Origin of the sequence: Micromonospora sp. NPDC005215, from assembly GCF_040607915.1 — a bacterium.
Classification (GTDB): Bacteria; Actinomycetota; Actinomycetes; order Mycobacteriales; family Micromonosporaceae; genus Micromonospora.
Map to the genome: position 1 here is coordinate 314,797 of NZ_JBEXHQ010000001.1, position 12,923 is coordinate 327,719.

Annotated in this window: 9 protein-coding genes; 2 read left to right on the plus strand and 7 right to left on the minus strand. The window is 71.8% G+C overall.

Going from position 1 to position 12,923, the window contains the following annotated elements; translation table 11 throughout:
• Positions 1 to 108 precede the first annotated feature (108 nt).
• Complete coding sequence (locus tag ABZU25_RS01530) at positions 109 to 1,425, minus strand: DNA polymerase III subunit delta' (protein ID WP_355027351.1); 1,317 nt, start codon at positions 1,423 to 1,425, stop codon at positions 109 to 111.
• Positions 1,425 to 3,515 carry a dTMP kinase gene (gene tmk, locus ABZU25_RS01535; RefSeq protein WP_355027457.1) on the minus strand — a complete coding sequence of 697 codons (2,091 nt, stop codon included), beginning with the start codon at positions 3,513 to 3,515 and terminating at the stop codon, positions 1,425 to 1,427. Before tmk ends, ABZU25_RS01530 begins: the two co-directional genes overlap by 1 nt.
• A 317-nt stretch (positions 3,516 to 3,832) precedes the next feature.
• Here tmk and ABZU25_RS01540 point away from each other — a divergent pair, with 317 nt between their 5' ends.
• Complete coding sequence (locus ABZU25_RS01540; protein ID WP_355027352.1) at positions 3,833 to 5,038, plus strand: amino acid deaminase/aldolase; 1,206 nt, start codon at positions 3,833 to 3,835, stop codon at positions 5,036 to 5,038.
• Between the two features lie 20 nt (positions 5,039 to 5,058).
• Here the strand turns inward: ABZU25_RS01540 and ABZU25_RS01545 are convergent, their stop codons facing one another.
• Positions 5,059 to 5,661, minus strand: a complete 603-nt coding sequence (locus tag ABZU25_RS01545) for a TetR family transcriptional regulator (RefSeq protein ID WP_355027458.1) — start codon at positions 5,659 to 5,661, stop codon at positions 5,059 to 5,061.
• A gap of 226 nt (positions 5,662 to 5,887) precedes the next feature.
• Here ABZU25_RS01545 and ABZU25_RS01550 point away from each other — a divergent pair, with 226 nt between their 5' ends.
• Positions 5,888 to 7,204: a D-arabinono-1,4-lactone oxidase gene (locus ABZU25_RS01550; protein ID WP_355027353.1), complete on the plus strand. Its 1,317-nt coding sequence runs from the start codon at positions 5,888 to 5,890 to the stop codon at positions 7,202 to 7,204.
• A 72-nt stretch (positions 7,205 to 7,276) separates the two neighbouring features.
• On the opposite strand, the gene ABZU25_RS01555 is transcribed toward ABZU25_RS01550, so the two are convergent.
• The 4 genes from ABZU25_RS01555 to ABZU25_RS01570 all read right to left on the minus strand — a co-directional run bounded on the left by ABZU25_RS01555 (position 7,277) and on the right by ABZU25_RS01570 (position 12,830).
• Positions 7,277 to 8,242 (minus strand): hypothetical protein, encoded by a 966-nt coding sequence (locus tag ABZU25_RS01555; RefSeq protein WP_355027354.1) that lies wholly within the window; start codon positions 8,240 to 8,242, stop codon positions 7,277 to 7,279.
• Positions 8,243 to 8,357: 115 nt separating this feature from the next.
• Positions 8,358 to 11,195, minus strand: a complete 2,838-nt coding sequence (gene topA, locus ABZU25_RS01560; protein WP_355027355.1) for a type I DNA topoisomerase — start codon at positions 11,193 to 11,195, stop codon at positions 8,358 to 8,360.
• A 361-nt stretch (positions 11,196 to 11,556) separates the two neighbouring features.
• Positions 11,557 to 12,297, minus strand: coding sequence for a hypothetical protein (locus ABZU25_RS01565; RefSeq protein WP_355027356.1), 741 nt, complete (start codon positions 12,295 to 12,297; stop codon positions 11,557 to 11,559).
• A complete protein-coding gene (locus ABZU25_RS01570) occupies positions 12,288 to 12,830 on the minus strand; it encodes a hypothetical protein (protein WP_355027357.1) in 543 nt (180 codons plus the stop codon). The genes ABZU25_RS01565 and ABZU25_RS01570 overlap by 10 nt, the downstream gene beginning before the upstream one ends.
• Positions 12,831 to 12,923: the final 93 nt, after the last annotated feature.

A 12,923-nucleotide genomic window follows, 5' to 3' on the forward strand; every position in this document is an offset into this window, starting at 1 on the left:
CGGATGAGCCATCACTGAGCGTGCCGTCACCGTCACCACGGCACACCGGACCGTACCGCACCGCAATCGGGCCTGTCGATGCCTGTGGACAACGCCGGAAGCTGCGGGTCAGCCCTTCCAGAGGGCGAGCATCATCGCCTCGACCGCGATCCGCGGCTTGACGTTCGCCTCGATCGCCACCCGGCAGGCGAGCACTGCCTCCAGCCGGCGCAGCGACCCTTCGGCGTCCCACTTCTGCGCGCCAGCGCCGGCCAGTGCGGCGGTGTCGGTGTGCACCGGGGCCACGGGCGCGCGCAACGCTATGGTGAGCGCGTCGCGGTAGAAGCCGGCAAGGTCGACCAGCGCCCGGTCCAGGGCGTCCCGCTGGGCGCGGGTGGCGCGCGACTTCTGCCGCTTCTCCAGCTCCTTGAGCTGCCCGGCAGCGCCGCGCATAGCGCCGGCCGCGCCGCGACCGGTGCCGCCCGCGCCGAGCGCGGTCTCCAGTGCCGCCCGTTCGGTCGTGTCGGCCTCGGTGACCGACGCCTCGGCTTCCGCCTCGGCCGCCTCGATCAACGCCGACGCCGCATCGAACGCCGCGCCGACGCCGGTCAACCGGCGCGGCACCGCGAGCACCGCCTCGCGCCGTTTGCGGGCCTCCGGGTCGCGGGCCAGCCTGCGGGCCCGCCCCACGTGCCCCTGCGCGGCCGCCGCCGCCCACTGCGCCACGTCGGGCGCGATTCCGTCCCGACGGACCAGCACCTCGGCCACCGCGTCGGCCGGCGGCTGCCGCAGGGGTACGACCCGACAGCGGGACCGGATGGTCACCGAGATGTCGTCCGGGTGGGTGGACGGGGCGCAGAGCAGGAAGACCGTACGCGGCGGGGGCTCCTCGATCGCCTTGAGCAGCGCGTTGCCGGCGGCCTCGGTGAGCCGGTCGGCGTCCTCAATGACCACCACCTGCCAGCGCCCACCGGACGGGGTGCTGGCCGCCCGGAGCACCAGTGCGCGCATCTCGTTGACACCGATGGACAGCCCTTCCGGCACCACCAGTCGGACGTCGGCGTGGGTGCCGCCCATCGTGGTGCGGCAGCCGGGACACTCGCCGCAACCGGTGCCGTGCACGCACTGCAGGGCGGCGGCGAACGCCCGCGCGGCGACCGAGCGGCCGGAGCCGGGCGGGCCGGTGAAGATCCAGGCGTGCGTCATCCCGGCGGACGGATCCACCCCGCCGGGGGCCACAGCGCCGGCCGGGCCGAGGGGGTCGGCAGCGCCGGCTGGGCCGGCGGACTCGCCAGCGCCGGCGGACTCGCCAGCGCCGGCGGTGAGCAGCGCGGGTGCCCGGTCGGCCGCGCCAGCGCGCAGCACGCCAGCCGCGGCGGCGGCGGCCCGGCGCAGCTCGACGACCGCCTCGTCCTGACCCACCAGGTCGGCGAAGACCTCCGGCATCAGGTCTTGTGCTCCATCGTCACCAACTCCGCGTCGGATAACTCAGGCTGCACCGAGGTGTCCGGGCCCTGCGCCGGCCGCGGGTGCACGATGCCACCCGGGCTGCCGAGCATCTCCTCGACCCTCCGGACCACCCGTGCGGTGATCTCGTCGGCCGGTCGGGACGCGTCGAGGACCAGGTAACGCTTCGGGTCGGCGGCGGCGAGGTCGAGGAAGGCGTACCGGACCCGCTCGTGGAAGGCGATCGACTCGGCCTCCAGCCGGTCGGTGCCGGTGTTGCGCGAGGCCACCCGGGACAGGCCGGTGCTCGGCTCGACGTCCAGCAGCACCACCAGGTCCGGCTTGAGCCCACCGGTGGCCCAGGAGGAGAGCCAGGAGACCTCGTCGACGGGCAGCGTCCGGCCGGCGCCCTGGTAGGCCAGGGACGAGTCGACGTACCGGTCGCTGACCACCACCCCACCCCGAACCAGCGCGGGCCGGACGACGGTGGCCACGTGGTGCGCCCGGTCGGCGGCGTAGAGCAGCGCCTCGGCGCGTGGTGACGGCGCCTCGTCGCCGGAGGTGTCCAGCACCAGCGACCGGATCCGCCGGCCGACGCCGGTGGCCCCCGGCTCGCGGGTGACCACCACGTCCCGCCCCTGACCGCGCAGCCGCTCGGCCAGCGCGGAGAGCTGGGTGGACTTGCCGGCGCCCTCGCCGCCCTCGAAGACCACGAAGAGCCCGGCGGAGACGAACGGCTCGGCCGGCATCAGCGGGCGACCCCGGATGGAGCCCCAGAGGTCGGCGAGGACCGGCACGCCCTTCTTGTCGTCCATCTGACCGAAGGCGCTGATTCCGGCGAAGATGCCGGCGGCACCGGCGGCGAGCAGCAGCAGTCGGGTCGACGAGATGGACAGGCCCAGGTCGGCGATCTCCAGTTTGCGCGAGCCGCCGACACCGGCGAGCAGGCTGCTCAGGGCGATGGCCAGGATCAGCACCAACCGGGTGCCGATCTGCACGACGGCGAAGACCCGGCCGCGTACCTCGTCCTTGATCTCGCCGCCCAGCAGTGTGGTGCCGGCCAGGAAGGCCATGCCGGCGCCCGCGCCGACCAGCACGGCGCCGACGATCGCCATGGACAGGTGGATGGCGAAGGAGAGGGTCATCACGGCGGCGCTGGCCAGCACGATGCTCATGCCGAACCAGCGGCGTCGGGACATCTCCTTGACGATCATCGGGCCGAGCCCGATGCCGAGTGCCAGGCCGACGAAGATGGCACCGAAGAGCAGCGAGAACGCGGCGTCACCGGCGCCCAGCGAGCTGGCGAAGAACTTCGCGGTGCCGATCACGATGCCGCCACCGGCGAACGCGCCCAGGATGCCGAGGACCAGGCCGCGGACCAGCGGGGTCTGCCCGATGAACTGCCAGCCCTCCTTGAACTGGCGCAGCATGCTCTGCTCGTGGCGGTCGCCCTCGGCGGTCTGCCCCTGGCTGATCTCCTTGATGCCGAACGCGACGACCAGGGCGGTGGCCAGTCGGGAGAGGGCGTTGAACCAGAGTGCCAGCTGGGCCGGTTCGGCCCAGTTCGGGAAGTCGCCTCCGGTGATGCCCCGGACGCTGCGGTCCAGGCCGGCGCTGACGGCCGCGGCGAGCACCGGGGTCAGGCCGTACGTGGTGATCAGCGTGAGCTGGTTGGCCGCCTCCAGTCGGGCGCGCGGAATCAGGTTGGGGACCGCGGCCTCCTTGGCCGGGATCCAGATCAGGGTGATCGACTCGATCAGGAAGGTGGCGACGGTGGCCCAGAGGACCACCACCGCGCCACTGACGCCGGAGAGCGCCACCAGCGGGATCGAGGCGAACAGCACGAACCGGAGCAGGTCGCAGATGACCATCGTCCAGCGGCGGTCGAACCGGTCGGCGAGGACGCCGGCGATCGGCCCGAGCACCAGCGCGGGCAGCAGCCGGATGGCGATGACGCCACCGAAGGCCGCGCCCTTCGCGGTGTTGCCCTGCACCTGGGAGGCGGCGAAGACCGAGGTGGCCAGCAGGCCGAGCCAGTCGCCGAAGGAGGCGGCACCGAGCACGATCCAGAGCCGCCGGAACGGCCTGATCCGCAGAACCGAGCGGATCGCGGCGTAACCGGACGGATCGACCTGGCCGGAGCTGGACTGGTTGGCGGCGTTGCCCGACTGCTCTCCCGAGCGCGACACGCCGTGCGACTCGCCGCCGTTCTGGCTTTCGATGGCCGTACCTCCACGTGCCGGCCCATCGCTGGGCGCCTCCGGTGGAACACTCTAGACCTGGTGGGGGGCGGCCCCACCGACGACATTCTCCTGCTCGCTGAGCCTAGGCCGCCGGAGGCACCGGCCGCAGCCCGGACGTACGCGAGGGTATTTCGCATTTACCGCCGGACAGTTAGCGTGCACACGTGGCTATCGAAAGCGACAAACTTCGCGAGCGCCTGGATCGGGCGACCGCCCACCTCGACCCGCCCTACGCCGTGGTCGACCTCACCGCCTTCGACGCCAACTCGGCCGCCGTGGCCGATCGCGCCGCCGGAAAGCCGGTCCGATTGGCGAGCAAGTCGGTGCGCGCCCGCGAGTTGATCAGCCGAGCCCTCGCCCGACCGGGCTGGCAGGGCGTGATGGCCTTCACCTTGCCCGAGGCGATCTGGCTGGTCCGGGCCGGCGTCACCGACGACGTGCTTGTCGCGTACCCGAGCGTGGACCGGGCTGCCCTCGCCGAGCTGGCCGCCGACCCGGCGCTCGCCGCCGCGATCACCCTGATGATCGACGGCACCGGTCAACTCGACCTCATCGACGACGTCCGTGCCCCCGGGCAACGCGCCGAGCTGCGGCTCTGCCTGGACCTCGACGCCTCCTGGCGACCGCTGCGCGGGGTGCACGTCGGCGTCCGCCGCTCGCCGGTGCACAGCGCGCGGGCGGCCGGCGCGCTCGCCGCCACCGTCGCCGACCGGGCCGGCTTCCGGCTGGTCGGGCTCATGTCGTACGAGGCGCAGATCGCCGGCCTGGGCGACGCACCGCCGGGGCAGACCCTGCTGGCGGGCGCGATCAGGCTGGCCCAGCGCGGGTCGTACCGCGAGTTGCTGGCCCGCCGAGGCGCGGCGGTGGCCGCGGTACGCGAGCACGCCGACCTGGAGTTCGTCAACGGCGGCGGCACCGGCAGCGTGGCCGCGACCAGCGCCGATCCCGCGGTCACCGAGGTCACCGCGGGATCGGGCCTGTACGGGCCGACGCTGTTCGACGCGTACCGCGCCTGGCGACCCACCCCGGCGGCGTTCTTCGCCTGCGCGGTGGTCCGCCGGCCGACGCCGGAGCTGGCCACAGTGCTCGGCGGCGGCTGGATCGCCTCCGGCCCGGCGGCCGACAGCCGACTGCCCCGGCCGTGGCTGCCGGCCGGGCTCAAGCTGGTCGGCACCGAGGGTGCCGGCGAGGTGCAGACTCCGCTGTCCGGCGCGGCGGCGGCCACCCTGCGAGTCGGCGACCGGGTGTGGTTCCGGCACGCCAAGGCTGGTGAGCTGTGTGAACGGGTCAACGAGCTGCACCTGGTCGAGGGGGACGCGGTCGTGGCGACCGTCCCCACCTACCGGGGTGAGGGGCACGCCTTCCTCTGAGGCCCGCGCCCCGCGCCGGCTCAGGCCGGCTGGACCACCTCGGCCTGCCCGACAGTGGACCGGTCGCTGTCCGGGCCGTCGACCTGGCGGTGCAGGTACTCCCGGATCAGTGCCTTCGCCTCCAGCAGCACCCGCTCGTCACCCTCGGACTTCCGCCGGAACGCGAGCTTGATCAGCGCGTCCGCCGCCTCGACCGCGATTTCCAGGACGAACCGGAGCTTCGGTACGTCGGTGAGCCCGAAACGCTCGGTGAGCACCTGGGCCAACTGGTCGGCGATCACGCCGTTGTTGTCCCGCTGCTCGTCGAGCAGGTGCAGGTCGACCACGTCGCCGAAGTGCAAAGTACGGAAGCCGGGAACGGTGCGGTGCATCGTGATGTATTCGTCGATCCCCGCGTCGACGCCATCCCACCAGTGGGTCATCTTGTCGGAGGCGAACCGCTCGTCGAGGCGCTGGAGGTAGGACTCCATCGTCCGCAGGGTCAACGCCTGCACGATCGCCCGCTTGTCCGGGAAGAACTGGTAGACCGACCCGATCGCCACTTCGGCTCGCTCGGCGAGCAGGGTCGTGGTCAGTCCCTCGTACCCCACCTCGTCGACGAGCTCGGCGCAGGCATCCAACATGCGCTGTACCCGCGCGACACTTCGACCCTGCACCGGAACGCGGCGCAGCGGCCCGGTCGTGGCGGCTGGTGTGGACACTCGGCGCCACCCCCCTTCGACGGATGAACATATCTCCACGTCACGAGTCCGTGACTACCGGTACAACGAGCGGATCGCAATTGCGGTATTTACCAGGCACAACGTTCCTGATATGAAGTCAGTTCATATTCATGAATGAGGAGCGCGCATGGTCGTCACCGCACCGCTCGCCGCTGGCTGGTCCAACTGGGCCGGCAACCAGCGTGGCAGCGCCACAGCGATCCTGCGCCCCGGCTCGCCGACAGATGTCGTAGAAGCCGTCCGATCGGCCGCAGCCGACGGTGCCCGGATCCGCGTGACAGGCAGCGGCCACTCGTTCACCGCCGTCGCGCTCGCCGACGACCGCCGGATGGAACTGTCCGAGTTGGACACCCTGGTCAGCGTCGACGTCGCACACCGGCTGGTCACCGTACCGGCGGGAATGACCCTGCACGCGCTCAACGGCCTGCTCGCCCGGCACGGCCTCGCACTGCCCAACCTCGGCGACATCGACGCGCAGACGGTGGCGGGGGCGATCTCCACGGGCACCCACGGTACCGGAGCCGGCTACGGGTGCCTGTCCACCTTCGTCGAGGCGATCACCCTGGTCACCGGCACCGGCGAGGTGCTGCGCTGCTCCGCCGACGAGCATCCCGACGTGCTCGCCGCCGCCCGGGTGTCACTCGGCGCGCTCGGCGTCCTGGTCGAGGTGACCCTGCGCTGCGTGGACGCCTTCGTGCTGCACGCCCACGAACGTCCGGCCGAGCTGGCCGACGTGCTCGGCGACCTGCCCGCGTTGATCGGCTCGCACGACCACGTCGAGTTCTACTGGTTCCCCTACACCTCGCGGGTGCAGGTAAAGACCAACGACCGGGTACCGGCCAACGACCGGCCACTGCCCCGCTGGCGCGGCTGGCTGGATGACGACTTCCTGGCCAACAGGGTCTTCGCCGGCGTCTGCCGACTCGGCCGGGCCGTGCCCGCGCTGGCCCCGGGCATCAGCGCGGTCGCCGCCCGCGCCCTCACCGAACGCCAGTACACGGGCCGCTCCGACCGGGTTTTCTGCACCCCGCGCCGGGTCCGCTTCGTGGAGATGGAGTACGGCCTGCCCCGCGAGGCGCTACCCGAGGCGCTCGCCGCCCTCCAGCGGATCGTGGACGGCCTGCCGTTCAAGGTGCTCTTCCCGGTGGAGGTGCGATTCACCGCCGCCGACGACATCTGGCTCTCGCACGGCTACGGGCGGGACAACGCCTACATCGCCGTGCACCAGTACGTCGGGATGCCGTACGAGCCGTACTTCCGGGCCTTCGAGAAGGTGGCCGCCGGGCTGGGTGGCCGCCCGCACTGGGGCAAGCTGCACTATCGCGACGCCGCCTCGCTGGCCACGGCCTACCCCCGCTTCACCGACTTCCAGGCGATCCGCGACCGGCTGGACCCCGACCGCGTCTTCACCAGCCCACACCTGACCCACGTCCTCGGCGCCTGACGGCACTCGTCGATCCGAGATCTTGGAAGTAAAGTGCCCCCGGAGGGGCGGATTCCTTCCAAGATCTCGAGATCATTCGCGCCAGCCGGCCGCATGGAGGGCGGCGCGGAGTTGAGTGAGGACCTCGTCCGGGTGGGCACGCACGGCCCATGACGGGAAGCGCAGCAGGCGGTCACCATCGACCCAGAGGCCGTTCTGGCGGCGCATGTCCGCCCACCAGGCGTGCGGATCGAGATGCTGCCCACCGTCGATCTCGACGTGCAACCTCCACGGCTCGAAGTAGGCGTCCAGGTAACGACGGCGCCCGGCCGAGTCGTAGCGGATCTTCTGCCGCGTCGGTTCGGGTAGTCCTGCGCGACGGATCAGGCCCAGGAAGGCCAACTCGGGCAGCGAGTGCGACCCACCCGCCGCGTCCGTTGCTGTGGCCAGGATCAGTTGGCGGCGGCGGACCCGAGGCAGCCGGTTGACGATCTGATGCAGGTCATTGGCGGCCACGAGCCGTTGTTGGAATCCGGCAGCGATGATCGCCCGCGCCTCCTGGTCACCGGATGCCCACTGCGCGGCGTCCACGATCGAACGCGACGGCAGGGTCCGACGGGGTTGCCCGACGGCCAGCACATCCCGGTCGGTCAGTGTGGCGGTCCGGTGCACCAGCACGCCCGGTGGGAGCGATCCACGTCGACTGGAGGCGGGAAGTAAGAGGTGGACCGGCCGGTCCGGGAAGCCTCGGAGGCCTCCGGCCTGCGCGGCAGTCAGGCCACCGAGCACCGCCTGCGGCCCGGCGGCGAGGACGGCCGTCCATCGGCGCTGACCGGCGCTGACCGGGCCGTTGTGGGCAACGAACACCGCGCGGTGGACCTGCCTCCACCTCCCGGTGGCCACCCGGTGCCGGATGGCCTTGGGTGACAGGTGCCGCCTCGCCTGGTCGAGGCTCAACACGTCCTCTTGGTGGAAGAGCAGCCAGCTCAACTCATCCGCGTCGTCGCGCGGCAGCCGGCGGCTCAGAGCAGCCAGTGACGACCCTGTCCGGAGACCCATACAGTCAGTCTCCGTATCACCGCCCCCGCAGGCTGCCCCTGTGGACAACGGCGAGATCTTGGAAGGAACGTGCCCCCGGAGGGGCGGATTCCTTCCAAGATCTCGCCAATCCGGGTTACTCCGTGCTGGTGGCGGCCTTGCGCGGGGCGGCCTTCTTCGCCGGAGCCTTCTTCGCCGTCGTCGCCTTGGCCGTGGTGGTCTTCTTCGCGGCCGTGGACTTGCTGGCGGCAGCCGTCTTCTTCGCCGCCGTGGCCTTCTTCGCGGGGGCCTTCTTCGCCGCCGCCTTCCGCGGCGCCGGGCCCTTCGCCCGCTTCTCGGCAAGCATCTCGGACGCTTCCTCGATGGTCAGCGCCTCCGGAGTCTGCCCGCGCCGCAGCGACGCGTTGAACTCCCCGTCGGTGACGTACGGGCCGAACCGACCGTCCTTGATCACCATCGGCTTCTCGGTGGCCGGGTCCACGCCCATCTCGCGCAGTGGCGGCGCCGCGGCCCGCCGTCCACGGGCCTTCGGGGTGGCCAGCAGCGCCAGCGCCTCGTCCAGGCCGACAGTGAACATCTGCTCTTCGGACTCCAGCGAGCGGAACTCCTCGCCCCGCTTCACGTACGGGCCATAGCGGCCGTTGTTGGCGAAGACCTCGACACCGTCCGGCGCGACACCGACCAGCCGGGGCAGGCTGAGCAGCTTGAGCGCCTCCTCCAGGGTCAACGAGTCCGGGGTCTGCGTCCGCAGCAGCGACGACTTCCGCTCCCCGCTGGACACGTACGGGCCGAACCGGCCGGACTTGAGCACGATCGGCTCGCCGGTGGCCGGGTCGTCGCCGAGCTTGCGCTCGCCGCTGCCGCCGAGGAACAGCTCGTGCACCTTCTCCGGGGTCAGCTCGTCCGGGGCCAGGCCCTCCGGGATCGGCGCCCGGTCACCACCCTGGGTGCCGCCCTCCTCGCCCTCACCCGAGGCGGCCGGCGCCGGCTGCTGGCCGCCGGGCAACTCCCGTTGCAGGTACGGCCCGTACCGGCCGACCCGGACGACGACCTCGCGGCCCTCGTCGTCGGTGAAGAGCGGGATGGAGTTGACGCTGCGGGCGTCGATGTCGCTCAGGTTTTCGGTGACCAGCTTCTTCAGCCCGCCGGAACGGGCGATGCCCTGGTCGCCGGCACCGTTGGAGCTGCCGAAGTAGAACGCGGTGAGGAAGTCGACGGCGGCGTGGTCACCACCGGCGATCTCGTCCAGCTCGTTCTCCATGGTGGCGGTGAAGTCGTAGTCGATGAGGCGCGGATAGTGCTGCTCCATCAACCCGATCACCGCGAACGCCAGGAAGGTCGGGATCATCGCCTGCCCGCGCTTGGTGACGTACCCCCGGTCCTGGATCGTCTGCATGATCGACGCGTAGGTGGACGGCCGGCCGATGCCCAACTCTTCCAGGGCCTTCACCAGCGACGCTTCGGTGTAGCGCGACGGCGGCTGGGTGTGGTGGCCCTGCGCGGCCAGCTCGTCGGCGGTCAGCGGCTGGTCCTTGACCAGGGTCGGCAGCCGGCGCTCGGCGTCCTCGGCCTCGGCGTTCTCGTCGTCGCTGGACTCCACGTACGCCCGCAGGAAGCCTGGGTCCGTGATCGTCTTGCCGGTCGCGCCGAAGTCGGCCTCCTCCTGGGAGGTGGAGACCGCCCGGATGCGCACCGACACGCTGGAGCCGACCGCGTCGGTCATCTGCGAGGCGATGGTCCGCCGCCAGATCAGCTCGTAGAGCTTGAACTCCTCGGCGGACAACTCCTTGGCCACCTCGCCCGGGGTGCGGAAGTTGTCCCCCGCCGGGCGGATCGCCTCGTGCGCCTCCTGCGCGTTCTTCACCTTGCCGGTGTAGCGGCGCGGCTCCGGCGGCACGCTGCGCTCGCCGTACAGCTCGACGATCTGCCGACGGGCCGCCGAGATGGCGGTCTCCGACAGGTTGACCGAGTCGGTACGCATATAGGTGATGTAGCCGTTCTCGTAGAGCCGCTGCGCGGTGCGCATCGTCTGCTGCGAGGACAGGCGCAGCTTGCGGGCCGCCTCCTGCTGGAGGGTCGAGGTGATGAACGGCGCGTACGGGCGACGACGGTAGGGCTTCTCCTCGACCCGGGTGACGGTGAACGGCCGCCCGTCGAGTCGGGCCGCGAGACCCCGGGCACCGCTCTCGTCCAGGTGGACGACGCCGGCGCCGGGCTTCACCCGGCCGGTGGTCGGCCCGAAGTCCTTACCGGTGGCGATCCGGTCGCCGTTCAGGGCGATCAGGGTGGCGTTGAAGGCGCGTGGGCCCTCGCCGGCGTTGGTCACGGCGAGGGTGGCCAGGATGTCCCAGTATTCGGCGGTGCGGAAGGCCATCCGCTGCCGCTCCCGCTCGACCACGATGCGGGTCGCCACGGACTGCACCCGGCCGGCCGACAGCCTCGGCATGACCTTCTTCCACAGCACCGGGGAGACCTCGTAGCCGTAGAGCCGATCGAGGATCCGCCGCGCCTCCTGGGCGTCGACCAGGTCTCTGTCGATCTCCCGCGGGTTGGCCACTGCCGCCTGGATGGCCGGCTTGGTGATCTCGTGGAAGACCATCCGCTTGACCGGGACCTTGGGCTTGAGCGTCTCGACCAGGTGCCAGGCGATCGCCTCGCCCTCGCGGTCCTCATCCGTCGCCAGGAAGATCTCGTCGACCTCCTTGGCCAGCTTCACCAGCTTGCTGATCTGCTGCCTGCGGTCGGCGGAGACGACGTAGAGCGCGTGGAAGCCGTTGTCCACGTCCACCCCGAGCCGGGCCCAGGGCTCCTTCTTGTATTTGGCCGGCACGTCGGCAGCGTTGCGCGGCAGGTCGCGGACGTGACCGAAGCTGGCCTCCACGACGTACCCCGGGCCGAGGTAGCCCGAGATCGTCTTGGCCTTCGCCGGTGACTCGACGATGACCAGACGGGTGGTTCCAGCGTTGCTCGGCACGTCTCTCCCCGACCTCACTCCTGCTCGTGGCCTGCCAGCGCCCGGACAGCGACCGCCTTCGACCCCGCCGTCGCACCGACGGTCCGGATGTCCAACGTAACGCGCCGCCCGCGTTTCGGGTTTCGCGGGCGGCAAACCGCCACCGCGCGACTGTCAACTCTCGCCCCGCCGCGCTCGGCACTGCCGGACGGCGCCACCGTACACCGTGAGTAGGGCTCGAAGAGGGTCACTGTGACGATGGCGGGCCTACGGCGGACTGTCGACCCGCCCGTTTTCCGCCTGGATGGGCCTGTCGGCTGTCTGGCACCGGACACCGGCCGTCGGCCCCGAAAGCACCAGCAACGTGGGCGGAATGACCGCTTCAGGGCCGAATCGGCCACGCGGCGGCGGGTGCCGTCGGCGGCGGGCCGCCGACCAGCTCGGCGAGCCGGTCCAACCGTCGCCGGCCGGTGATTCGGTACGCCGGGCCGCCCGCACCCGGGCTGAGCAGCGTGCCAGCGAGCCCGGCGGCGGCGAGCGCAACCCCGATCGGCTCCCAGCACTCCCGGTCGTCCGCGCCGAGCCGCAACAGGAAGCCGCCGGGTGGCTCCGGCGTCCCGGCGGCGGCGAGCCACAGCCGCAGCCGCCGGCCGGTCAGGTGAAAGGTGGCCGGCGGGCGTTTCGCCGTACCGTGCAGCCAGGCGGCCGCGAGCGGCTTCAAGACCCGGGTGTACGACGTGCGCACGGCGTGTCGCTCGTCCTCGGTCGGCTCCCAGCTCGCCGCCAGCCCGCGCGACGCCAGTTCGGCGACGAGCACGTGCACCCGCCACGCGGCGTCCACCCGCACCGAGAGCCGGGCGGTGCCGCCCATGCGGACCACCTCGCCCGGCCCGGCGAGCAGCCCGGCCAGGTCGGCGACCGTCGGTTCCGCCGTCTCCGCGCCGAAGAAGACAAGTTGCCGACCCGCCTCGGCCCCCTGGACCGGCTCCGTTTGCGGCGGGGAGGTCTGAGCTGGGCCGCCGCGCCGCCGCGCGGGTGCGGGTGCGAGTGCGTCGGACTCGGGGGCGGGGAACAGCGCCGGTGGCTGCGCCGCCGAAGTGTCGTCGAGCCCGCTCAGTGACACTCCGGCACCTCGTCGAAGGCTTGTTTCAGCTCCTCGGAGTTGAGCTTGCTGGTGTCCAGAGCGCTGGCGTCGTACTCCGTGTTGAGGGTCGCCACCGCGGCCCGCACGCCGTCGTAGAAGGCGGTCGGCTCGCCGGTGCCCAGCCCGTCGATGGTGTCCCGCGCGCGGCCGTAGGCGTCCCGCATCTTCCCCAGTGAGCTGCGGAAACCGGCGGAGATCGCGTCGCCGTTGTCGGTCTCCGGCACACCCGCCCGCTCCACCTTGCGACGCGCGGCCTCACTGGCCTGCTCCGCCCCACCGAAGAGCCGCACCAGGTTCTCCTTGGCCTGCGCCGGCGTGGTCTGCGCGGTCATCTGCTCGTCCGTACTGCTGGTCAGCTTGCTGATCTCGGAGCGCCACGGGGTGAGCGCGCCGCACACCGAAGCCGCCCAGGCCCGCGGGCTGGGGCCGCCGCCGCAGCCGGCAAGGACGACGACGATCGTGGCCAGGACCACCGTGAGCTTTCCGGCGGAAGACGCCTGGCACGTACGCATGCGTTGCAGCGTACGGCCTTCGGGTAGGTGTGGCACCGGGCCGGACGGCCGGGGTCCCCGGTCGACGCGGACGTCGACCGGGGACCCCGTGCC

Coding starts and splice junctions, on each gene's coding strand:
- ABZU25_RS01530 (WP_355027351.1), bottom strand. CDS start 1,425: ATGCCGGAGGTCTTCGCCGACCTGGTGGGTCAGGACGAGGCGGTCGTC.
- ABZU25_RS01545 (WP_355027458.1), bottom strand. CDS start 5,661: ATGTTGGATGCCTGCGCCGAGCTCGTCGACGAGGTGGGGTACGAGGGA.
- ABZU25_RS01550 (WP_355027353.1), top strand. CDS start 5,888: ATGGTCGTCACCGCACCGCTCGCCGCTGGCTGGTCCAACTGGGCCGGC.
- ABZU25_RS01555 (WP_355027354.1), bottom strand. CDS start 8,242: ATGGGTCTCCGGACAGGGTCGTCACTGGCTGCTCTGAGCCGCCGGCTG.
- ABZU25_RS01570 (WP_355027357.1), bottom strand. CDS start 12,830: ATGCGTACGTGCCAGGCGTCTTCCGCCGGAAAGCTCACGGTGGTCCTG.